Source organism: Deltaproteobacteria bacterium CG11_big_fil_rev_8_21_14_0_20_49_13, from assembly GCA_002796305.1.
GTDB lineage: Bacteria > UBA10199 > UBA10199.
Map to the genome: position 1 here is coordinate 2,820 of PCWZ01000059.1, position 23,610 is coordinate 26,429.

At 48.2% G+C, this 23,610-nt stretch carries 21 protein-coding genes and 1 pseudogene (1 of these 22 cut by a window edge); 8 read left to right on the forward strand and 14 right to left on the reverse strand.

The annotated features are described in order from the left end of the window. Window positions 1-139: pseudogene (locus COV46_05545) on the reverse strand (hypothetical protein) (it extends 56 nt beyond the left edge of the window). 22 nt (window positions 140-161) lie between these two features. Here COV46_05545 and COV46_05550 point away from each other — a divergent pair. Continuing rightward, entirely contained in the window at window positions 162-1,139 is a 978-nt protein-coding gene (locus COV46_05550) for an addiction module toxin RelE (protein PIR17093.1), read from the forward strand. Then, entirely contained in the window at window positions 1,129-3,147 is a 2,019-nt protein-coding gene (locus COV46_05555) for an excinuclease ABC subunit B (GenBank protein ID PIR17094.1), read from the forward strand. Before COV46_05550 ends, COV46_05555 begins: the two co-directional genes overlap by 11 nt. A gap of 8 nt (window positions 3,148-3,155) precedes the next feature. Here COV46_05555 and COV46_05560 read toward each other — a convergent pair whose 3' ends face one another. After that, a complete protein-coding gene (locus tag COV46_05560; GenBank protein PIR17095.1) occupies window positions 3,156-6,659 on the reverse strand; it encodes a hypothetical protein in 3,504 nt (1,167 codons plus the stop codon). Window positions 6,660-6,953: 294 nt separating this feature from the next. Here COV46_05560 and COV46_05565 point away from each other — a divergent pair, with 294 nt between their 5' ends. Further along, window positions 6,954-8,246, forward strand: a complete 1,293-nt coding sequence (locus COV46_05565; protein PIR17096.1) for an asparagine--tRNA ligase — start codon at window positions 6,954-6,956, stop codon at window positions 8,244-8,246. Window positions 8,247-8,258: 12 nt separating this feature from the next. Here COV46_05565 and COV46_05570 read toward each other — a convergent pair whose 3' ends face one another. From COV46_05570 to COV46_05580, 3 genes are read right to left on the reverse strand one after another with little or no spacing between them, the layout of a single operon-like run. Beyond that, window positions 8,259-8,981, reverse strand: coding sequence for a hypothetical protein (locus COV46_05570; protein PIR17097.1), 723 nt, complete (start codon window positions 8,979-8,981; stop codon window positions 8,259-8,261). Further along, window positions 8,978-9,583, reverse strand: a complete 606-nt coding sequence (locus COV46_05575; GenBank protein ID PIR17098.1) for a hypothetical protein — start codon at window positions 9,581-9,583, stop codon at window positions 8,978-8,980. The genes COV46_05570 and COV46_05575 overlap by 4 nt, the downstream gene beginning before the upstream one ends. A gap of 57 nt (window positions 9,584-9,640) precedes the next feature. Then, window positions 9,641-10,621 carry a hypothetical protein gene (locus COV46_05580; GenBank protein PIR17099.1) on the reverse strand — a complete coding sequence of 327 codons (981 nt, stop codon included), beginning with the start codon at window positions 10,619-10,621 and terminating at the stop codon, window positions 9,641-9,643. 114 nt (window positions 10,622-10,735) lie between these two features. Between COV46_05580 and COV46_05585 the strand changes: the two genes are divergently transcribed. The 3 genes from COV46_05585 to COV46_05595 all read left to right on the forward strand — a co-directional run bounded on the left by COV46_05585 (window position 10,736) and on the right by COV46_05595 (window position 13,024). Then, window positions 10,736-11,455, forward strand: coding sequence for an RNA pseudouridine synthase (locus tag COV46_05585; protein ID PIR17100.1), 720 nt, complete (start codon window positions 10,736-10,738; stop codon window positions 11,453-11,455). A gap of 85 nt (window positions 11,456-11,540) precedes the next feature. Then, window positions 11,541-12,215: a hypothetical protein gene (locus COV46_05590; GenBank protein ID PIR17101.1), complete on the forward strand. Its 675-nt coding sequence runs from the start codon at window positions 11,541-11,543 to the stop codon at window positions 12,213-12,215. Window positions 12,216-12,217: 2 nt separating this feature from the next. Beyond that, entirely contained in the window at window positions 12,218-13,024 is an 807-nt protein-coding gene (locus COV46_05595) for a hypothetical protein (GenBank protein ID PIR17102.1), read from the forward strand. 143 nt (window positions 13,025-13,167) lie between these two features. Here the strand turns inward: COV46_05595 and COV46_05600 are convergent, their stop codons facing one another. The 4 genes from COV46_05600 to COV46_05615 form a co-directional block, all read right to left on the reverse strand. Continuing rightward, window positions 13,168-13,401 carry a ferredoxin gene (locus tag COV46_05600; GenBank protein PIR17103.1) on the reverse strand — a complete coding sequence of 78 codons (234 nt, stop codon included), beginning with the start codon at window positions 13,399-13,401 and terminating at the stop codon, window positions 13,168-13,170. A gap of 64 nt (window positions 13,402-13,465) precedes the next feature. Continuing rightward, complete coding sequence (gene nth / locus COV46_05605) at window positions 13,466-14,110, reverse strand: endonuclease III (protein ID PIR17104.1); 645 nt, start codon at window positions 14,108-14,110, stop codon at window positions 13,466-13,468. Between the two features lie 56 nt (window positions 14,111-14,166). Continuing rightward, on the reverse strand, window positions 14,167-15,957 hold the full coding sequence (locus COV46_05610) for a histidinol-phosphatase (GenBank protein PIR17123.1): 1,791 nt from the start codon (window positions 15,955-15,957) through the stop codon (window positions 14,167-14,169). An 80-nt stretch (window positions 15,958-16,037) separates the two neighbouring features. Further along, window positions 16,038-16,496 (reverse strand): 23S rRNA (pseudouridine(1915)-N(3))-methyltransferase RlmH, encoded by a 459-nt coding sequence (locus COV46_05615; GenBank protein PIR17105.1) that lies wholly within the window; start codon window positions 16,494-16,496, stop codon window positions 16,038-16,040. Between the two features lie 28 nt (window positions 16,497-16,524). Here COV46_05615 and COV46_05620 point away from each other — a divergent pair, with 28 nt between their 5' ends. Beyond that, the gene (locus COV46_05620) at window positions 16,525-19,113 is read left to right on the forward strand and encodes a hypothetical protein (GenBank protein ID PIR17106.1); all 2,589 of its coding nucleotides are present in this window, start codon (window positions 16,525-16,527) and stop codon (window positions 19,111-19,113) included. A 96-nt stretch (window positions 19,114-19,209) separates the two neighbouring features. Here COV46_05620 and COV46_05625 read toward each other — a convergent pair whose 3' ends face one another. Then, the gene (locus COV46_05625; protein ID PIR17107.1) at window positions 19,210-19,413 is read right to left on the reverse strand and encodes a hypothetical protein; all 204 of its coding nucleotides are present in this window, start codon (window positions 19,411-19,413) and stop codon (window positions 19,210-19,212) included. Between the two features lie 266 nt (window positions 19,414-19,679). On the opposite strand from COV46_05625, the gene COV46_05630 reads away from it, so the two are divergent. Then, window positions 19,680-19,952, forward strand: coding sequence for a DNA-binding protein HU (locus COV46_05630; protein ID PIR17108.1), 273 nt, complete (start codon window positions 19,680-19,682; stop codon window positions 19,950-19,952). A 78-nt stretch (window positions 19,953-20,030) separates the two neighbouring features. On the opposite strand, the gene COV46_05635 is transcribed toward COV46_05630, so the two are convergent. The 4 genes from COV46_05635 to COV46_05650 all read right to left on the reverse strand — a co-directional run bounded on the left by COV46_05635 (window position 20,031) and on the right by COV46_05650 (window position 23,610). Then, complete coding sequence (locus COV46_05635) at window positions 20,031-21,509, reverse strand: radical SAM protein (GenBank protein ID PIR17109.1); 1,479 nt, start codon at window positions 21,507-21,509, stop codon at window positions 20,031-20,033. Window positions 21,510-21,572: 63 nt separating this feature from the next. Next, entirely contained in the window at window positions 21,573-22,193 is a 621-nt protein-coding gene (locus tag COV46_05640) for a hypothetical protein (GenBank protein PIR17110.1), read from the reverse strand. Then, complete coding sequence (locus COV46_05645; GenBank protein ID PIR17111.1) at window positions 22,178-22,954, reverse strand: inositol monophosphatase; 777 nt, start codon at window positions 22,952-22,954, stop codon at window positions 22,178-22,180. Before COV46_05645 ends, COV46_05640 begins: the two co-directional genes overlap by 16 nt. Further along, window positions 22,951-23,610 (reverse strand): hypothetical protein, encoded by a 660-nt coding sequence (locus COV46_05650; GenBank protein ID PIR17112.1) that lies wholly within the window; start codon window positions 23,608-23,610, stop codon window positions 22,951-22,953. The genes COV46_05645 and COV46_05650 overlap by 4 nt, the downstream gene beginning before the upstream one ends.

The window sequence follows — 23,610 nt, forward strand, 5'->3', positions numbered from 1 at the left end:
CCCCCCCCCCCCGATTTTTTTGCAAGGTTTTTTGTTTGACAAGAATGTTGTTAAAGATGTGACGCACAAAATTGATCGCAACGAATATGGGGGTCAGGCTTGAATAATTCACTATTTGTAATTGACAGGCGTCGAACATTGCCGTAACCTCCCCCGCAATTATGGCGCGCAAACCCCGAATAGAATTCCCCGGCGCACTTTATCACGTCATCGCCAGGGGTAATAACCGTCAGAAAATATTCACCTGCGAAAAAGATTACGAACATTTTCTTTTTCGCCTACAGCAGGCCAAAAAGAGGTTCAAACTTATCCTTTATGCCTATGCATTGATGCCAAACCATTTTCACCTTCTTATTGAAACCGGAGAAATCCCATTATCCAAGATAATGCAATCGTTACAGCTTAACTATACGCAATATTTCAACCGCAAAAATAAAAGAGTTGGCCATCTATTTCAGGGCAGATACAAAGCGATCCTATGTCAAAAAGAAAGCTACTTAAAAGAATTGGTTAGGTATATAATATTAAATCCCATACGCGCAGGACTGGCAAGGCGTTTGACCGAATGGCCGTGGAGCTCCTATCTTGAAACCATTGACCTGAAAGATGCAGAGATCGTTTCAACAAACGATGTGCTAGGCTTGTTCGGCAGTCGACACAAAGCCGCCGTATTCTCCTTTCAAAAATTCATAAACGACGGTAAACGCGAAGGTCACAAAAAAGAATATTACACATTAAAAGATCAAAGAATTTTGGGGGAAGAAGAATTTGCGGAGGACATCATAAAGAACAGTGAAAACGACTTTGAATACCGTAAAATTTCCTTTCGCGAAGTAGTGGACATTGTCGCAAAACAAACAGGCATCGCATACAGCCAAATTTTATCGACCACCAACGAAAGGAACGGCGTCAAGGGAAGGTGCATGGTTGCCTATATCTGCAGAAATATAGCGGGTTTTAAGGCAAAAGAGGTGGGTAGACAGTTTAGAAGATCTCAATCAAGCATATCAAAATTGATCCATAGGGCGGAAAAAGATATAATGAACGACGGTCCGCAAAAACAGGTCCTTGCAACAATAGAAGATGATATCAAAAAACACTACAGGCCCTGTATCGTGAGGCAACTGGATGAAAAGTAAATTATTCAAGCCTGACCCCAGGGGCAAAGGGGGGGAATTGTTTGGCCTGACCACAACGTTCGAGCCAAAAGGCGATCAGCCGCAGGCGATAGATATGCTCACTAAGGGCGTCCTGCGCGGCGAAAAACATCAGACACTCTTGGGCGTTACCGGTTCCGGCAAGACGTTCTCAATAGCCCACGTCATTGCCAACACCGGTAAACCTGCACTCATAATGGCGCCCAATAAGACCCTGGCCGCACAGTTATATCAGGAGTTCAAACAGCTATTTCCCCAAAACGCCGTCGAATATTTTGTCTCCTACTACGATTATTATCAGCCCGAGGCATATCTTCCCGCGCAGGACCTTTTTATCGAAAAGGATTCGTCCGTCAACGACGCCATCGACCGCCTGCGCCACTCGGCAACCCATTCTCTCCTCACCCGCAACGACGTTATAATAGTCGCGAGCGTTTCTTGCATTTACGGCCTTGGCTCGCCGGACGCCTATTCGGCAATGCACATCGATATCAAGAAGGGCGAACATATTGAGCGAAACGACCTTCTCTCCAAACTTGTCGAGATTCGATACGAGCGTAACGACGTAGATTTTCACCGCGGCACATTTCGCGTTCGGGGCGAAACGGTGGAGATATTTCCGGCCTATGAGGACCTTAAGGCGGTTCGTGTAGAATTCTTCGGCGATGAGGTGGAGAAAATAACGGAGATAGATTATCTAACTGGCGAGACCGAGGGAGAGATCGATAAAATAGCGATATATCCCAACAGCCACTACGTCACCCCGGAAGAAAGGCTGAAGGTCGCCATAAAGGGCATTCGCATTGAGCTTAATGAGAGGTTAAAAGAACTCGAACATTCGAACAAGATACTCGAGGCCCAAAGAATAAAGCAACGCACCAATTACGACCTTGAGATGATGGAAGAGATAGGCTTTTGCAAGGGAATAGAGAACTATTCGCGCTGGCTCGACGGCCGCAAAAAGGGCCAGCCGCCCAGAACGCTGCTCGATTATTTCCCGAAGGATTTTTTACTCTTCATAGACGAAAGCCACATAACCGTTCCACAGACGGGCGGCATGTTCTCTGGCGACCGCTCGCGCAAGACCACGCTTGTAGAATACGGGTTCAGGCTTCCTTCGGCTCTCGATAATAGACCTCTAAATTTCGAGGAATTCGAGAAGCGGGTCGGACAAGTGATCTACACATCGGCCACCCCTTCCGAATATGAAATGAAGCTCTCGGGCAAGAACATTGCCGAACAGGTGGTACGCCCGACCGGCCTCATAGATCCAAAGCCGATCGTAAGGCCAAGCAAGGGCCAGATAAAGGACCTGGAAAAAGAGATAAAGGCGCGAGTTGACAAAGGTGAACGAGTGCTTGTTACAACGCTCACCAAAAGAATGGCCGAAGACCTCTCGAGTTATTTTCAGGAGAATGATATCAAGGCAAAATATATGCACAGCGATACCGAAACGCTCGAACGGATCGCCATCATCCGGGATTTGCGACTTGGAAAGTTCGACGTCCTTGTCGGCATCAACCTCCTGCGAGAAGGCCTTGACCTGCCGGAGGTCTCGCTCGTTGCCATCCTCGATGCGGACAAAGAGGGATTTCTAAGAAGCGCGCGTTCGCTCATCCAGACGTTCGGCCGCGCCGCAAGGAACATTAACGGCGAGGTCATTCTTTATGCCGACAAGATGACCAACTCCATGAAACGCGCTATTTCGGAAACGAACCGCCGCCGCAAGATCCAGGAAAAATATAACAAGAAACACGGCATCACGCCCGAGACCGTCAAAAAAGAGATAACTGATATTCTTAACTCTATCTATGAATCCGATTATGTCTCGCTTGCCACCGAAGAGGAGGCGATAGACCCGAACAAGCTTCCGAAGAAGATAGCAAAACTGCGCAAGGAGATGTTCGCCGCCGCCAAAAAACTGGATTTTGAAAAAGCGGCCGAGGCAAGGGACAAGATAAAGGCATTGGAAGAGATGGCGTTAAAATAAAGGCATAGTTATCTTGCTCTGGCTACAGAATCCCTTTGTTTGACGATTTTAACACTGTTCCTTTCAAAGAATTCACGCATATCTTTGAGCGTTGGATATGTTTCCGTCAATTCGTTCGAAAGGTCCGCTAACCTGGCCTTTAGGCTCCGATAATAACGCCCCTTATTCTCAGGGATCGTAAAGCCCCTCGCTCCAATATCGCCTAATAAAGTTTGAGCCATAAACTTGTTGTTTGCAAAAAGAGCGGGATAGATCTTTGCATAATCTTCAAGGATGCTTCCTACGCCGGGATCATAATATTCGAACGAACAGGAAAATCCCATCGATCTTATCTTCTCAACGCTTTCGGTCGGCGGCTCAAGCGATGATTTTCCGCCAACACCTATATTGTATGAACTGATGGCTCTTTGTAGTTGCCCCTTGTCAGCATCTTCAGGAACTCTCATTCCGAAAACGCCGTAGTGGGTCACGGCGTAGAAATCGAACGGCCCACTATAACCTGCCTTTGTGAACGCCCTTTCCCTATCAACGATCACGTCCAGATCATCCTTGGACGGCGGATTGAACTGAACTGCCAATTTGCCGGAGGGTACATTTATATCCTCAAGGGGGTGGTTATGATAGAATGCTATTCTTGTGATATCTATATTCTTGTCCTTGATCGCCCTTGTCAGGAAATCATCATCTAATCCCGTGCTCCCGCCCCTTTGATTTATACCGCATTCGAACCATCTTGTATGAGCCACCCCTTCTTTGTCAGTATATGCAATATAATACCATGCCTCTTCAACATTTCCGGTCTTTGTGAACGCTCTTATGGCCTCAACCCCTTCATTTTCCGAAGCGTTCACATATTCATGACTACCTTTGTTTATCCTGAGCTTATCATCTGGCGCCGGAGCAAACCTATCACCTCCGAATTTAACCGGGTCTGCAGGCTTAACAACCGCATCAGCGTCCGCTGTTTCAACCGACTCAGCGGCAGCTGCTGTCACGACTTTTGGGTTTTCTAAAGGCGTGTAAATAACCGGCATCGCTTTTGTACTGATTTTTGAAGAAAATCCTCTGGCGGAAGATACTGGATCGCCTCCGTCAATGACCGCCTGCAGCCTCTTCTGCATAAAATCCCTTCCATTTATCTGTGCAGCAAATTTTTTATAATCTCCTTTGAACATTTTAAAATCGGGTCTTAGCTCATATGATCCAAAAGGAGTTATGATCCTGTAATCAAACGACGCCTTTGATATGTCAAAGCTATCGGTACCAGGATCGACAACATTCTCTATATAAACCATAGCGGTGAATAATCCTTCAAGATCTAACTCTGAAGGCGTTTCTGATTTTATTGGATTTTCTCCGTCAGCCCCACGCGGATGGATATGATAGATTGAAAGAGCAGAGACCGACATGAAATCCTTCAATGCGTCAAGCACGGCATCAAATTGAAGCGTTGCAGTTTCATCCGTTGAGCCTTGAGCAATTTCGTACCAGCCCTCAAGGTCCTTGCCATCCTTTCCCTTACCTTTAAGATATATCCAGCCCTCTTCAAGAGTTGCAGTATCCAGTAATGTTCTAAGATCGGCCTCGCCATCTGCGCGCGATCTCACAAATGAGTAATGAACAGTGTCGTCGGTATTCACCCAAAGAGGGTCCTTGCTATGCGTAAAGTTCACTTCTTCTCTTTTGGGTTTTTCTGTATTCGGAGCAGGTACCGGAGGAGGTGGCTTTTCTCCTGGCCTATCTGCGGGTCTTGGAATTGTCCCAGACTCAGATGGCTTGGGCTTATCAGCCGCAGTGGGTGAGTCCGGATCGACCAATCTGGCAAATGCACCGCCTCTGCTTTTTATATCATCGAATGCATCTCTGATGGCCTTAATTATTTTATCTGCTTTCCTCTGGGCCTTAGGTACCTCTGGAACAGCAGCGACTTTTCTAGGTGGCGTTTCTTTACCAGCTGATTCAGGTAGAATTGCTTCACCTGACTTTTTTGGCTTAGGGGCAGGGGCCGGTTCTGGCTCACTAGCCGTCGCAACGGTCGGCGGTACCTTTAACGCGGAAGCGGGAATCGGCACCGCGGTCTTGACCCCAAAATATCTAAAGCTCCAGCCATTGGGCGTGAACTTTTTATCCACTACATATACACCGTTCCCGACTATCACCCTATAGTCTGACTCTCTGGCAGGTGTTGGCGGATGTTCCTGTAAGAACTTCTTTGCCGATGGAATATCGCCCTTGTCCTTGGCATCGGCAATTGAGGGTGGTTCGTAGTAAGATGTGCCGTTCTGGAGCGGATGATCATGATAAATGGTGCTGGCCAAAACCGTAACATTTGCATCACTCTCCAACGCTTTTAAAACGGCGTCATCGTAGGTAACTTCCAGATTGCTTTCGGCGGTCCCCACTTCGAACCATCTCTCGTGAAGTCCTTCGGCATCCCTGTACCTCACGAAGAACCACGCCTCTTCCTTGGTTCCGGCATTCCTTGTAAGTTCGGCTATCGCCCTTTCTCCTTCTTCTCTCGAAGCCTCAATATAATAGTGAGGAGAATTCGTGAAATTCGAACCAAATTCATCAGACTTTTTGTGCGCAAACTGCACACCGCCTATCGTAAGTGTCTTGTCCGGCTTTAAAGGGTCGACTTTTACAACTGGAACAGAAGCCGCCTCTAATGCAGGTTTAATATGTGTATCGGCGCTAAGCTTTTCGGCCGGAATGGCCCCGGCGCCGAACCTCTTTCCGTCTATTTCTACTATGAGGCTTGGGTTCGCTGTTATGGCCGCATTTATTTTGTCGATGAAATTTTTGGGGTTTTTGATATCCTTGGACACTCCCTTTTCATAAGAAAGTCTGACCACGGTATATTCCGTACCACCGATATTTTCCGTGTGTGCCGAAGCTATAGGTTTATCGAAACTCTTTCCGTTGTTTCCATTAAAACCGTCAATGAAAGCCGTAACAGCCGGGGGTTGAGAATTTTGGGGCTGTAACGAAGGCATGTTTACCGGAGGCGGCGGAACAATAGCGGTCGTACCGGGTGAAACGACAGATGGTCCGGATGACGGCGTGTATGGGGAAGTGTACGAAGGTGAAAATGACGGGGCGTAGGGAGATGAACCTGATGTGGGCGTCATGTATGAATCGAGGTCGTTAGTTTTCGGAAAATAGCCGCCGGGGCTTTTGGTTGCCAACGGTCCCCCGGAGGGGTTGCTGGTAGGCGTAAGGCCAAAAATACCGGCAAAGGGGGAATTGGCAAGGATCTCATCCACACCGGTCGAGAATCTTCCGTAATTTCCGACCGGGGCCGGATCGCCGATCATCTTGTCAAAATTGAAAAAGTTAAGAAGCCCAAAATTGAGAGAAAGGGCGCTGTTAATGTCAAAGGATGCGGAAGTATCCGGCACATAGGGGCTCGCACGCGTGGTCCCCATAAATGTGGGGCCAAACATGTCCCCTTCGAGCGTTCCTAGGTCCAGGCTCGGCAGGCTTCCCCCTATAAGTCCGGATAAAGACATAGCTACAGGGGAATAAAGCAAGTTCTGTGCCAAGAGCGTAACTCGTGACTCGTAATTCGTGACTAGAATAATACCAGTTAATTCAATAGGTTGCCAATTGACCTGTTCGTTTTTCCACTAATTACGAGTTACAAGTTACGAGTTACGGGGTTTAGACTTACCAATAATCCCTTTACATTTCCCACTTGAAACATATAATCGCCAGCCAAGTTACAAGCCAGCAAAGCCAGCAAAGTTACCATCATTTTTTAACCTTGCTGGCCTTGTTTACATTGCTGGCCTGACTGGCCAACTATGAAACAGACATTCATCTCCCAAATAGCACCGCATTTAGGCAAAAAGACCATCATTAAAGGGTGGGTCTACAACAAGCGGTTTTCGGGCAAGATCGGCTTTCTCCAGATAAGGGACGGCTCCGGATTCATTCAGGGGGTCATCTCCGAAAAAGAGGTCGAATCCGGCACGTGGGACCTTGGGAACAAACTGACCCTTGAAAGCTCCGTGATCGTTCACGGGACCGTCACAAAACATCCGCGCCACGAAGTTTATGAACTGCAGATAACGGACATCGAACTCGTTCACATGTCCGAAGAATACCCGATAGGCAAAAAAGAGCACGGCCCCGACTTTCTGCTCGACAACCGCCACCTCTGGCTTCGCTCGAACAAGCAGTGGGCCATTCAGCGCGTTCGCAACACCGTTATCAACGCCACCTACGAATATCTCAACAAGGACGGCTTCATAAAGATAGATTCGCCGATACTCACCCCTGCCGCCTGCGAAGGAACAACGACACTTTTTGAGATAAATTATTTCGACATGGGGAAGGCCTATCTTTCGCAATCTGGGCAGTTATATATCGAGGCCGCGATAATGAGCCACGGACGCGTGTTCGATTTTGGTCCCGTTTTCCGAGCTGAAAAATCAAAAACGCGAAGGCACTTAACCGAATTCTGGATGATGGACGCCGAGGCGGCATTTGTGGAACACGATGAGAACCTGAAGATACAAGAAAACCTCATCTCGTTCATCGCCAAGTCGGTCCTTGAAAAGAACCAGAATGAGTTAAAAATACTTGAACGCGATCCCAAACCTTTGGAAAAAATTCAGGCGCCGTTCTACCGGATGACCCACGCCGAGGCGGTGGCAAAGCTTCGAAAACTGGGTAGCGATATAAAAGAAGACGATGACCTTGGCGCCGATGACGAAACGCTTATCACAAAAGAGCTGGATAAACCTTTGTTCGTTGAAAAATATCCGGCCAAAGCTAAGGCGTTCTACATGAAACGCGATCCCGCCAACCCCGAACTCGCTCTCTGCGCGGACCTGCTGGCGCCGGAAGGTTTTGGCGAGATAGTCGGCGGAAGCCAGCGCGAAGAGAGCTACGACACGCTACTTACGCGCTTAAAAGAACACAATTTGCCTGTTAAGGCATTTGAATGGTATCTAGACCTGCGTAAATACGGAAGCGTCCCCCACTCCGGCTTTGGTTACGGGTTAGAGCGAATTGTTGGCTGGATGTGCGGCACTCCTCACGTGCGCGAAACGATACCTTTTCCGAGGATGCTCAATCGATTATATCCTTGATTGATCGGACAATTATATCTTCTGAACCACGCGTAACACGGCAGTTCTTATGACCATGTCCATTCCACGAAGGCTCGACAAGGGAAGCCATGCTCCTAATTCTTTCTCGACCTTTTTTGGAGTGACGTTGTCTGCCCTTTTTCTTAACATCTCCGCCGCTTCTGCCAAGCTCACCTTCTTTTCCTTCTGCCTTTTTATGGAGAGGCTCTCGAGCCTCTTGCATAGCACGTCCATATCGATATCGCACAACGGTTCAAAGATCGTCATATCATAAAGGTCCCTTATGGAGTCTCTCTGCAGAGCCGCTGCTATCTTGTGCGAAAAGGCCTCCGAAAGGTCCATTGAGGTGATCACCCTGCCGGTCATGGAATATCTTCCGGCCAGCGTTACCGTCGACATGCTTGACGGCGGTTTTAAAAGGTCCGTGACCACGTTTATCTCGAGGAACGCCTTAATATCAGGCTGGTTCTTTCCTTCAAGACCGATAAAGATCCCTCGTGAATTCAGTTTCACGTCTTTGACCGTGACATCTTTGAGCTTCAAAAGAACGCTCTTTATCTCCCCCGAGAGCTCTTTTTTTGAACTTTCAGACACAAGGAGATAATCAACATCCTGCGTCGTTCGCGGGCTATTCAAGAGTCTGAGCAACATGCCGCCTTCAAGAACTATTCTGTCCTTAAAATGTTCGGACATCAAATGAATGACTTTCAGCAAAAGCTCCTCGCGGTCGTTCATAAAGTTCCTTTCACAAATTTAACAAACTTCGGGTTCCTGTATCTTTTAAGATATGCAATTAACTTTTTCTTGTTGAACTTTTCAATGCTCACATCCTTTAACGGATCTATCAGAAAAGAAGCCCCTTTGACGTAGAAATAGAGCATGTCAATATATGCCTTTTCAGAGTCTGCAAGGTTTGTTCCGCTGGCAAGCTTTGAAAAACCAAAGAAAAGATCCGGTGAAATGGAATAAAAATGGATAGCGCCGGACGGCGTTTTGACCGTCCTTTTTTTGCCTGTATAAATAACCGAGAGCGACCGTTGCGGAACGGATCCGGTCAGCCCTGCCCTTGCCAGCGCCGAATCCATCGAAACGTAAGAGTTCTCACTAATGCGAGACGACAATGTCCAAAGATCGCAATTCTTTGTAACATAGAGCCCCTTTAGAACGCGAGAAACGATACCGGCTTCGACAATATTTTTCATCATTCTCTGATTAACGAGGTCATTTCCCCCGGCTATCATGCTGGAAAGCTCGGCCGCGGAGAAGATGCCTCCCATCTGCGGGGCAAACCCCATAATACTTTCAACGACCACAGCTAATTTGACGCCTGATTTCATAATAGATATATAATATCAGAATATGATATTATAAGGCAAGTTTAAAATTAGGAGGGCCTAACTCTTTAAATGGCCGTGCTCGCGCATCCATTCGATGGCGTTTTCAATTGATTGGCTCAAGGGTTTGAACTGCATTCCCAGCTCTCTCTTTGCCTTTTCGTTGGAATAGAATAGCTCGTGTTCGGTGAACTTTGCCATCTGTATGGTAACGAATGGTCTTTTGCCGGTAACGAAAGAGACCGCCGAAGCAATGTAGGCCAGCAAGTATATAATGAATGAGGGGATCTTTATCTTAGGCTTAGGCCGGTTCATAAGGGCGCCAATGAGAGCACTCTGCTCTTTAAATGTTCGGTTCTCGTTGGCGAGAATATAGCGTTCGCCTTTTCGCCCGTGCTTCCATGCCCGAACATGTCCCTCCACAACGTCGTCAATATCGACCGTTGCTATTCCGCCACCGACATAGAATATGTGCGACCATACCTTGCCGCCGTAAAGATGTCCGTGAAAGCGGCGCCGATCGCCCGGGCCGAAGACCGCCGCGGGATTGACGATGACGGCATCGAGCCCTTCTGCCACGCCCCTTTGCACCTCGAGTTCGGCCATATGCTTGGTGTCGCAGTAGTTTATCTTGTAGGGTTCAAGGTTGTATTCCGTAGTTTCGTCGGCCAAACCCTTTTCGTTGAAACCAATGGCGACAACGGAGCTAGTACAGATGAGCCTTTTAACTTTGTGGGTAAGAGAGGCGTCCACTATGTTCTTTGTCCCCATCACGTTCACCTTGAACTGATGATCGTTGAGCTTGTCCCAGTAAGCAACCTCTGCCGCGGCGTGAAAAACGACGTCGCACCCCTCTACCGCCCTTAGAACGTCATCCTCGTTGGTGATATCGCCTATGAAATCTTCGAACTTTATGTTTTTGACGGACCCAAGCGGAGAGCCGGGCCTTCGAAAGACCCTTATGTCGTCGACTTCCGCGGCAAGATGCGCAAGAAGCCTTGCCCCGATAAAACCTGTTGCGCCGGTGAGTAGAATTCGCATATTATCCTTGCCATCCTGAGCGATAGCGAAGGATCTCGATCGCCAACACGGGGGGATCCTTCGCCGGCTTCTTTTCTTGACAAGCTCGAAACGGGCTCAGGATGACATATTACCATGATGCATATCAACATAATTTTTGAGGACGACTGTTTGGCCGTTGTGGAAAAACCGGCGGGGTTGCCGGTCTACCCAGCTAAAAATGCAAATTACAAACCACAAATTATAAATTGCAAAACATTGTCAGAAATAGTGGAGTGTAAATGGCATGGTTCAGAACCTGCCCACAGACTCGATAATGATACGAGCGGGATCATGCTTATTGCAAAGACGAAGGAAGCGTTCGAGGCGCTACGCAAGCAATTTGATGACGGGACCGTTCACAAAGAATATATGGCTCTTGTGCTTGGAGAGACGCCGGCCGAAGGAACGATCGATACGCCTGTGATACATGACCCAAAGAGCAAGAAGAGGATGAAAGTGGCGGAAAAGCTGATAAAAAGTGGTTCAAAAATGATTCAGGGCGGTCAAGAGGCGCGCACAGAATTTAAGCTCGTGAAAAAATATCTTGGCGGGAGATTTTCGCTGCTTCGGGTAACCATCAAGACCGGCGTCAGGCATCAAATAAGGGTTCACCTCGCATCTATCGGTCACCCTCTTGTCGGCGACAGGCTTTATCAGAACGGGCGTCAGCGCGAACGCGATGACAAAGATATCACCAGGCAGTTCCTTCACGCCTCGCACCTGGGCTTCAAACATCCAAAGAACGGTAAATGGATGGACCTTTCTTCTCAACTTCCTCCCGAACTTGATAATGCTTTGACAAAGATTGGATAATTATACTACGCTCATCTTGAGCTTGTCGAAGAACGGGCGGTTGTCCGTTCATGGTTCGACAGGCTCACCACGAACGAAACTTTCTATGAGAAAAATATCTTTTCTTCTCTCATGCTTCATGCTTCCTGCCTCCTGCTTCCTTCTTCTGGCCTCTTCTGCCTTTGCCCTGACCGTCGACAACTTTGAGCAGTATGAAACGGGCAAGTTTCCTTCCAGCTGGAGAACGTGGCCATTTCAGCGCGGCAAGGCGATGGAGGTCTACAAGGTTGAAGGGGAGAACGGCAACAAGTTCCTTCATGCGTTCGACGACAAGGACGTTTCGGTTCAGACCCTGCGCGATTTCTACTGGAAGGTGAACAGTTACCCGGTCCTTTCATGGCGCTGGAGGGCACGCGAGCTCCCCAAAGGCGCTAACGAGCTTAACAATGACCTTAACGACAGCGCCTGCGGCGTCTATGTGGTCCTTTCAAAGGCTCGCCAGATGATGCTTAAATACGCTTGGTCAACAACCGCGCCAAAGGGGTCGTTTCGCGAAAAGGTAAAGGATAAGGCCTACATTATAATAGCGGAGTCGGGTCCGAAGAACCTTAACAAATGGCAGACGGTGAGAATAAACGTCCTTGATGAGTATAAGAAGTATTTTAAAGAGAAGCTCGACAAAAACCCCGTGGCCGTTGCGATACTGACCGACGGAAACGCGGTACATTCCGCCGCGTCATGCGACTACGACGATTTTAAGATAGGGGAGGCCTCCAAGTGAAGATGTTCATTTCACTGATCATCACGGCCCTGTTCGTATCTTTTGCATGGGAAATCCCTGCGGCCTCCGCCGCAAAGTCCACGGGAAGCATAACCACACAGACCAAGGCGGCGACATCCACAAAACCTCGAAAAAAACATAAAAGAAAATTCAAGAAATATGTGGCCCCCTCACAAGATGACCTTCATATAGAATCCATTCCGCTTTCGCTCCGCATTTCGGACGAGGTGGCGGCGGCGGTCGCCAAGAACGATATTGACGACGCGATAAGGCTTATAAGGACCGAACCGCCGTCATCAAGGGCCCTGACTTTCCTTAAGAGCATGGAGTCGATAGAGGATTTTAAAAAGGACAAGAAAGTGCCGAAGGTGGAGAGAAACCTCTTCTACAGGAACTTGGGCATTTCTTACCATAACCTCTTTCTCTTCCTGAAAAGAAAAGGCATGGAAAATCCGGACCTTTATAAAAATGCGATAAAGTATTACAAAAAATCCCTCAAAACTCTCTCGCCATCCGAAAAGACCGACGGATGGATACTTATAGCAGAGATCACGGCCCAGAACGGCGGGACAGGCGAGGCAAAGAAGATATTCGAAAAGCTCGATCTGGAGACGGTGAACGACTCCCCGCATTCGCTGGAAAACATCGCCGCCTACTACGCGGCTATTGGCGAGAAGAAAATGGCTATTGAGACCCTAAAAAGGGCCATTGTGCTAGACCCCGAAGGGATAACGATATGGCTCTCTATTGGTGACGATTTTCTGCCCATCGAAAACGAGCCCGAATTCAAAGAGCTTAAGAAGAAATAGACATACCTACCCCGAACAATATTCCACCCACAATATGCGATCGCATTTTTCAGGGGGTAATGCCAACGCGTTTCATGTCGCGCACAATAAAAAGGCCGAGGCCGTTAAGGAATCGGCCCTTCCTGAAATTGCTTGCTCGAGTCCTACTGGGCGTCATCGCCTATCGCCTCTACCGGGCACGCCTCTTTTGAATCCTTGCAAAGCGATTCTTCGGTCGGGTTCGTCGGTTGTTTGCAGACATAAGCGTAACCTGCCGCTTCGCTCTGTCTGAAGTTCTCCGGAGCGGTATCGCGGCACAGATTGCAGTCTATGCACTGCGTATCGACATAATATTTGCCTGCCACATTCTCCGGAACCTTGTTTGCTTTGTCTGCCATAAAATTCCTCCTGTTGGATAATTTTAGGGTGTTAAACACTGAATGAGGGCATCTTGTCAAGCCTCTATTTTATGCCTCTTTTTATTCCAAATTTCGGGCACAGGTCGGCTATTTTACAACCTCCACACAACGGTTTTCTGGCAAAACAGACGCGGCGGCCGTGAAAGATGAGACAGACAGAAAAGTCGTTCCAGTCCTTTTCGGCCAGGAGATTCATAATGTCGCGTTCTATCTTTTCGGGGTCTGTGTTCTTGGTGAGCCCCATACGAAAGGTCAGGCGCTTCACGTGCGTGTCAACGACCACACCGGGGATATCCCATATCTCACCAAGTACAACGTTCGCCGTCTTTCTGCCGACTCCGGGGAGTTCAACGAGAGCCTCAAGCGAGGCCGGAACCTCGCCCTTATGCTTTCCGACGAGCCCCTTGCAACATCCGATGATGTTCTTTGCCTTTGCCTTGTAAAAACCCGTGGAGCGGATCAGATCTTCAAGTTCCGCCGGTTTTGCGACGGCAAAGTCACGCGCGTTCTTATATTTGGCGAATAGCGGAGGCGTTACTTTATTCACACGTTCGTCGGTGCACTGGGCGGAAAGTATGGTGGCAATAAGAAGCTGAAGCGGATCTTTATGCAAAAGCGGTGTCTTGGCACATGGATACTCCTTGCGAAGGGCTTGGAGTATCCGGGAAATGCGTTGTTTATTTTCCATGACAAGACAAAGTCAGAGGTCAGAGATCTGAAGTCGGAAAAATCAGACTTCTGACATCAGATATCTGATTTCTGGTTTCTTATCCACTTGTTCAACTTGTCCAACTCCCACGCGTTCAAAACGTCTTCCTTTGTCCACCAGCCCTTTCTGGCGGAGCCGACACCGAACATCATGTCGAGCATGTTCTCGACCGTGTGGGCATCGGGGCATATCGCTATCTTAAGGCCTTTAGACTTTGCATATGGCCCAAGCCGCCAGTCGATATCGAGCCGGTGCGGATTTGCGTTAAGCTCTATGGCAACGCCGGCGGACGCAGCGGCGTCTATGACTTTATGCATGTCAACTTTATAGGGTTCGCGTGAAAGAAGGAGCCTGCCGGTCGGGTGACCGAGCATGGTGATGTGAGGATTTGAGACGGCCTTTATGATACGTGCGGTCATCTCATCTTCTGTCATGTTGAACTTGGAATGGACCGAGGCGATGATAAAGTCGAAGCCCTTTAAGATATCTTCGTCATAGTCAAGCGAACCATCGGGCAAAACGTCCGACTCTATCCCTTTAAGTACAGTGAACCCCTTCATCTTCTTGTTTATGTTGTCTATCTCTTTCCACTGGCGTTTGAGGTCCGGGGGCTTTAATCCTCCGGCATAGTAGGCGGTCTGGCTGTGATCGCATATTCCAAGATAAGTATAGCCCATCTTCTTTGCAAAGTTCGCCAGCTCCTGAATGGTGTTAACCCCATCGCTGTAGTTCGTATGAACGTGAAGGATGCCTTTAATATCCTTTTCTTCTATTAGCTTTGGGAGCCTTCCCTCTTCCGCCGCCTTTATCTCTCCCATATCCTCGCGAAGTTCGGGCTCTATATATTCAAGGCCCAGTTTTTTAAAGATATCCGCCTCTGTCTTGCAGGGGATAAGCTTGTCATCCCCGCGAAAGCGGGGATCTCCCAAACGCACCGGATTCCCGCTTGCGCGGGAACGACAGGTTTTTTGGACGCTAAAAAGACCGTATTCGTTCATCTTCATCCCCATATCCTTGGCACGGCCGCGCATGGCGACATTATGCTCCTTGCTTCCGGTAAAATGATGAAGAGCATAGGGAAACTCTTCGTCGGTAACGACCCGAAGGTCGGCGGAGATACCTGCCTTTAGCATAACGGTCGATTTCGTATCACCCTTTGCCTCTATATTTTCAACCTCCGGGAGACTCGTGAACATATCCATGATCCCCATGGGTTTATCGGTGCTCACAACGATGTCGATATCTTTTATCACCTCTTTTTTACGGCGCGAGCTTCCGGCTATCTCTGCACGGATAACGTTCTTATCTTTGGATATCTTATCGAATATATCTAACGCCGCCGTCAGGGCATTGCTGTAAAGATGTTTACCCGTGTTCTTTCTGAGACAGGCTATCCCCTGAAGTATCTTTCCCTCGGTCTTTTCTCCCCAGCCTTTGTGTTTTCTCAAGGCACCCGCCCTGCATACAAGCTCCAGTTGTCCCACATCCTTCACATGCAGCTTTTCATAGAGGAACTTAACCTTCTTGGGGCCAAGGCCCGGGATAGAAAGTATCTCAAAGACCCCCTCCGGTATCGACTTTCTTACCTTTTCGTATTCGATGATCTTACCCGTGCGATAAAGTTCGGTTATATGATCTGCAAGGTTCTTGCCGATGCCTTTGACTTCTGTAAGCGTCCCTTTTTCTATCTTTCTATCGATATCATCGAGCGATTCAACGACGCGAGCCGCGTTCTCATAGGCGCGTATCTTGAACGGATTATCGCCCTTGATCTCGAATACGACCGCCATCTCATCCAGAACGCGCGCTATCTCGTGTTTATCCATTCTCCAATGAAGCGAAGTCTGAGGTCTGATGTCAGAGGTCTGAAAAATCTGACGTCTGACTTCCGACATCTGACTTCGTTTTATCCATAATGATATTTTTCGCCTCTTAAAATAGTGCACGCGCGGTACAACTGCTCCAGCAAAATGACCCGTGCTAGTTCGTGGGGAAAGGTCATTTTAGATAGGCTCAAAGTTGTGCGAGCCTTCGCTTTCATTGCGGGGGTAACACCCTTGGCGTCACCAATAAAGAAGGTGAGCCTCTTGGTGCCGACGCGCTGGTGCCGTGAAAGGAATTCGGAAAGGCCTTTGGAAGAGGTCCGGTCGCCGTTCTCGTCGCAGACGACCAGAAAATCGTCGCGGTCTATTTTCAAGCTTGCGTCGTCCTTTGCCACCGTTAGCTCAAAGGGCATGTAGCGCCCTATTCGCCCCGCATAATCTTCAACCAGCTCCGTCATCGCCTTTGATTTTAGTTTGCCTATTGCCGCCACTCTTAATTTCATGCCGTCATATAAACACACCATCGTCTCTCTTGCAAACATTTCGTAAAGAGGCTAGTATCAACTCCGCATGCCAACCGGAACAAATTATAAACTGCGCGGGGTAAAGGAGCTTCTTGCTTCCATTGCCGCCAGGACACTGCTTTTGCTTGAAAGAAAGTTACCGCGACTCTTTGGCGCGGACGAAGAGATAGACGCAGACCTCTACGCAAGCTCCATGACAACGGAGTTCAATTTGCTCCATTCGCTCATATTCCCCCGATTCTTTAGGAGGATAAACGTAGAAGTGGAAAATATCGACCATATAAGGGATCTTTCGCAGAGCTCTACGATCGTTTACGTCACAAAAGACGTAGGACAACTGGAATATAATTTCTTCAATTATCTCTTCTTAAAAGAGGACCTGCCGCTCGCAAAGTTCGTGAACGAGCTTTCGCTATGGCAATGGCTTCCGTTCAGCGACCTTCATGCGATCGTCTCCGAACGCGCAAAGCGGTTCAAGGATCTGGGACCCCTTCCGCATCCGGTATCTTCCGGCTATTCCGGCGCTATCATCGAGAGCGGCGGCTCTGTATTTGTAAGGCTCAAATCCACGGCTATTTATAACGATCTTTACTGGTATACCGCATCCACAGACCCCTTGGCAGCCCTCTTGGCGGTTGAGGAAAGATCGCTAAAACCTATCTATATCGTTCCCCTTGATTTCATGTGGGACAAAAGGCCCGAAAAAACCGGCGGATCGATAATCGATATATTTCCAAAACGCCTCGGCAAGATAATAACATTTTGGAAGAACTACAAGAGCAGGGCCGTCGTTAAGATAAGCGCTCCCATCAAGCTCTCCGAATATATCGAGAACTACAGGACCGACCCGATTCTAATAAGGGCCCGAAAGCTCCGCGCAGAACTTCTGTACCTGCTTCATCAGGAGAAGAAGGTGACAACGGGGCCCGCCCTGAAACCGAGGTCCGTTATAATAGACGAGCTTTTGGAAGATGAGTCCCTGCAAAAGGCTGTCTATGAAATATCCGCCGAAAAGAAAAAGACGGTGGAGGACCTGCAGGGACTCGCAAGGAAATATGCCGAAGAGATAGCGGCGGACATCAACTACAATTATATCGAGCTTGGCCACCGTTTGATGAACTGGGTCCTAAAGAACATCTACGACGGCATTGTGATAGGACAGGAAGGGTTATCGAATCTCAAGAAGGCGGCGGCAAAGGCTCCCATCATACTTGTTCCGAATCACAAGAGCCACATGGACTACCTGCTTTTATCCACCGTGCTTTACGAGAACAATGTCTCCATTCCCCACATTGCCGCAGGCCTCAACCTTGCGTTCTGGCCGATGGGTCATATCTTCAGAAAATGCGGGGCTTTCTTTTTAAGAAGGTCTTTCGCAGGCAACAAGCTATATCGATCGGCCTTTAAGGCATATTTAAAGATACTTTTAAAAGAGGGATATTGCCAGGAATTCTTCATCGAAGGGGGCAGAAGTAGGACCGGCAAGCTTCTTCGCCCGAGAACAGGGATGCTCACGATGCTTGCGGAGTCGGTCGCCGAAGGCGCAACGCCAAGCGCCTACTTTGTGCCGGTCGCAATAACATATGATAAGGTGATCGAAGAATATAAAGGCGAGGTGGTGGGCGAGGCCAAGAAGAAAGAGGGCACACGGGACCTCTTCCGGCTGGGAAAATATTTGAAGCGCAGATACGGGCGTATCTATGTGAACTTTGGCGAACCGATCCTTTATCAGAACACAACGGGTGGGATACCGGAGAAAGTTCTAAAGCTTGCCAACGCCATCACCATAACCATCAACAGAGAGACGGTAGTTACTCCAAGCGCCGTTGCCGCCGTCTCCGCCCTTATCTCACCCAAAAAGGGGATAACCAGAGAATCGATATTCCTAAACGCCAAAGAATCCCTAAAACACCTTGAATGGAAAGGCGCGCAGTTCTCAGACAGCCTGAAGGCCAACAGCGCAAATTCTTTGACCGAGGCCATAGGGCAGTTCGAGGCGATGAAGGCGCTGACGCTTCACGACGAGTTCGATCCTGCCTGTTTTGAGATAAAAGAAGACTCACGCATAACCCTTGACTACTACAAGAACAACATTATCCATTTCTTTGTATCGGCCGGTGTCATGGCATCGATACTCCTCTCCTACATCAAAAAGGGGAACTTAAAGCCTACGATAGAAGAACTAAAGAGACCCTACATATTCTGTAAGAGGCTCTTTGCCCATGAGTTTGCGTTCGGTACGCGAATGAACGTTGAAGAACATATAGAGAAGGTCGTGGCGTTCCTCGATGAGACCGGCTTCGGTATCGAACGCCTGGAGCTCTACAAGAGCATTGTGGCCAACTTCTTTGAATCTTATCTAGCGGCGCTCACCGCCTGCAGGAACATGGAACCGATGGAAGAAAAGGCTCTCCTTAAAAAGATGAGAAAATGCGCACGACATATGCTTCTTTTGGGGATGATCGAACGTCCGGAGGCGATTTCGACGCCCATTTTTAAGGATGCGATATCAAATTTCCTGTTTCAGGGGATATTGAAGGCCGAAACGGACGCAAAAGGGCGTAAACTCTACTCTTGGCTCGACAAAGACTCATCCGCAGAAAACCTTAAACAAAAGCTTGAAGAGTTGGCCTGAAGTCACTATTTTTCCACAGTAGGTACTTTTTAACACATTTCCGACGGTTTGCCACAAAATAGCATGTTAGCGCAACACCATAGATTATAAAGATATTTACTGCTTGTTTCTTGAGCAACCTGCTCTGGGACGCTTATTCTTGACTGAATCGACTACCATTGCCCCCTTATCCACAAGCTTATCCACAGTTTGTTTTTTTGGTGTGGATATCGGCGACAGAACCTGCATAATTGACCCCACACGCAACGTTATTCCGGGATATAAAAGCACGCTCTCCCCATATGGTTTATTTTTTTTCATATCTCACTTTTTATGCTCTTTGGACCGTTTCTTGCAAGCGCAAAACAACTTTTTTAAAAAACCTTCTTCCGCTTTAACGGCGTGGGACGTACATTAAATTTTATTTGACACGGCAAGACCGCATGTACTATATATCAGCAAGTTATCGGGTTGCAAAAATTTATTCAGGCGCGGTTTTTAAGAAGTGCCCGCCGCAACGGGCGAGGGGGGAGTTAAAAATCGTTTTCAAAAATTTAAAATCCAAAACAGAAGGGAGGTGAATACAAATGACAAAAGCAGAACTCATTAACTACATCGCGAAGGATTGCAAGACCTCAAAGGCAACAGCAGAGAAGGTGTTGAATCACACGATCAACAACATCTCCAAGTGCTTAAAGAGGAAGGACAAGATCACATTGACAGGTTTCGGTACGTTCTACGTGGCAAGGAGAAAAGCACGTCGCGGCCGTAATCCGCAGACCGGCGCTGAGATCACGATCAAGGCGGCGAACGTCCCCAGGTTCAAGCCAGGTAAACAGCTGAAGAGCTGGGTATATTGAACTTAATATTTGGAAAAAGTTTTACGAAAAGGGCGACCACACTCGAGAGAGCGGTTGCCTTTTTTGTTTTTGTCTGCGTTATCCAACATCTTGATATTCGCGGACGCAGAGGGTGACCCCAAGTTCCTTTTCGGCGAGATCCTTTGCGACCTCAACATCCACTTCCGGACATGTAACAACGGTCGCTGTTACGGATGGAATGTATCTCTTTGCCTCTTTTATGAAATCGCAGACCTCTTTAAAGGCCTCCGCCTTATATTTAGATGGACATATCTTTGAATAAACGTCCGCATTGTGCGCGTTAAGGCTGACCGATATCGAGTCAACAAGGCCCTTGAGTTCAGGCAGGACGTTCCTTTGATGAATAAGGTTCGCAAGGCCGTCGGTATTGAGCCTTACCTTTATCCCGTCCTCTTTTAATCTTTTGGCGATGACCTTCAAAATCTCGAACCTCTGCGTAGGTTCGCCAAACCCGCAAAAGACCACCTCTTCGAAACCCTTGGGGTCTCCCATTGCCCTGAATATATCTTCAATGTCGGGTTCGCGCGAAAGTTTCAGATTATGCCCCTTCACTTCAAAGGTGGCGTTCCTCTTTGGACAAAAGGTGCAGGCAAGCGTGCATTTGTTCGTTATGTTGAGATAGAGAGAGTTCCTGATGGGATACACTATCTTTGCATCGGGGATCTCGCCCTTTAGGTGGAACAGTTTTTTTGCATTGAGGGAGGTGATACGCCCCACATCTTCAAGCGATAATTTCTTTATCCCGGCTATCTTCTTGGCCACCTCTACAACGTAGGCTGGCTCGTTTCGCTTTCCCCTGTAAGGTTCGGGGGCTATGAACGGACAATCGGTCTCGATAAGAAGTTTTTCTACCGGCACGTATTTGACCACCGCCTGCAACTCTTCCGACTTTTTCTTGAAGGTGACCGCCCCGGTTACCGAGATATAATATCCAAGGTCAAGCACCCTCTTTGCAAGGACGGTGGAGCCGCTGAAACAGTGCATCACCCCGCCCCAGTTGGCGGCGCGGTTCTTTCTTAACGTGAACACGGTATCGTCGTGCGCCTCTCTGTCGTGTATGATGACCGGCAACCTTAACTTATTGGCAAGTGCAATTTGAGCGCAAAAGCACTCGATCTGGTCCTTTTTGAGCTTTTCGTGATCTTTTTCTTTTGAGATGTAGTGATAATCAAGACCGATCTCGCCTACCGCGACAACCTTCGGGTCTTCAGCCAACTTTTCTATTAGTTCTAAAGAATCCCCAAGCTTATTGTTCGAGCAGGGTCGAGAACTTCTCGACTCATCCGTCTGCGACGGATTCGCTCGAAGCATATTACCGGCATCGTGCGGATGAAAACCGATGGTCGAGAATATATTGTCGTTCTTCTTTGCTAGTTCGAGCGACTTGAAATTGTCCTCAAGCCCGGCTCCGGAGCCTATATTGATTATATATTCAAGACCGGCTTCAAATGCCCGCTTGATGATATCTTCCCGCTCTTTATCATAGTCGGGAAATGTCAGATGTGAATGGGTATCGATAAACATTGGAATTGTCATTCCCGCAAAAGCGGGAATCCCCTTAGTAGACTAGATCCCTGCTTTCGCGGGGATGACAGGCATTCAGAAGGCATCGAGCATCTTCTTTATCGTCTCCTGCCACTGCGCCTCTTTACATCCTTCAGCTAACTTGAAGGCCTTCTCCAAGAACAATCTCACCTCCGGTTCGCCCGTCCCCTTCTTTAAGATCGCCTCACATAGAGTGAAATCAATGTTCTTTGATGAAATGAACCCGTCGAAGTCGCCTTCCATAGAACCTACCAAAGCCTCCATCGCCTTCTTCTTACTCCCCTTCTTTAAATATGCGTGACCTATCGTTATATAAGCCTGATGTCTAAAGACGGGGTTGTCGGGGATTATCTCAAGCACTTTTTTTGCCTTCTTGATGGCCTGGTCAAACTCGGAGAATTCATCCAGAAGCAGGCGCGCCGAGATGAGCTTTAGCGCAGGATCTTTTGGGATGAGCTTTTCCGCACGCTCGTAGTGCCGCCATGCGGTCTTGAACTCACCTTTCATCTTATAAAGAACGCCTAATGTCGAATGAAAAAGCCCCATCGAAACGTCATCGGTAACTTTTGTAAGACAGTTGGAAAGGAGTTTCTCCGCGTCCTCGAACTGTTTTGTCTTTAAAAGTTCGAACGCCCTGTAACAGACATCACTCGCGTTAATTATTTCTTCAGACATAGTACATTGACCATCTCCTTGTGAAGACGGCCGTTTGACGCCAATATTTCAATTCCGTATATGTCAAGAGGGCCGCCGTTGAACATGGTAACGCTCCCTCCCGCCTCTTTCACTATCAACTGACCCGCCGCAATGTCCCAAGGCTTCAGATAAAGTTCCCAGAAACCGTCGAACCTGCCGCACGCCACAGAGCAGAGATCGGTCACGGCCGCGCCGTCGCGTCTGATGGACGCCGCCCTGTCCAAAAAGTTCAAAAAATGTACGGCATTGTTCTTCTGCTCGTCTCTGCTTTTATTATACGCAAAACCCGTATCAAGTAAAGCCTTCCTTAGCTCTTTTGTTTCGGACACCTTTATACGCCTGCCGTTAAGGGTCGAGCCCGAACCTTTTTCGGCGACAAAGAGCTCATCGTGATTTGATTCATATGCCACGCCTAGGACAACATAGCCTTTATATTCAAGTGCGATAGATACCGCAAAAAGAGGGTATCCGTGGGCATAGTTAAGCGTCCCGTCGAGCGGGTCGATTATCCAGCGGTAGTCGGACTTAAGCCGGTTTCCTGTTCCCTCCTCAGCCATAATATCGTGGCCGGGAAATTCTTTTTGAAGGCGGGTAACAATAAGTTTTTCGCACTTCTTATCGATGTCGGTTACGATATCTGTCTCTATCTTGTACTCGATATCGTGCATTTTACCCAAATTATCGTGCTGAATGGCCCCGGCCTCTTTCGCAAGTTCAATGGCTATGTCTAAGTGGCTCATAATGTCCTTGCGATTGTTAGCACATCAACCCTGCCGGCGCCACATCTTTTAAGAGCGCGGGCGCACTCGTTAACGGTGGCGCCCGTGGTCATGACGTCGTCGATCAGAAGCATATCCCCCCCGGGACACACACTTAATCCTGAATTCAGTGCGTGTCCATGAAAGGCGTCCTTAACGTTATCCATCCGCTCTCTCCTTGTAAGACCCACTTGGTCCATTGTCTCTCTAGTTCTTTTGAGAAGCGCCGGGTCGTACTTAAATCCGCAAAGTTTTGCCAGCTCTTTGGCCAGTAACGCCGATTGATTGTATCCGCGCGAACGCAGTCTTTCAAGATGAAGCGGCACAGGGACAACTAGGTCGTATTCATAGTTGACCTTGCGGGAAAGCAGCATGACCAAGCTCTTTGCAAGGTCGGTCCTTTTGTTGTATTTAAAATTGTGAACGACATCCATCCATGCCCCCTCATAAGAGGCCAGAGAGAGCGCGGAATCAAAATGCGCCTTTTTAAGTTCGGGACTGAAAAATTTCGAATCGAGCCAGTTGATCCTTGCGTGACAGCTCTTACAGACAGGCTCCGCCTCAACGCCAAGGAGATCATCGCACACAATGCATTTTGGCGGGAAAATCACGTCTAATATCGAGGATAAGATGTTCAC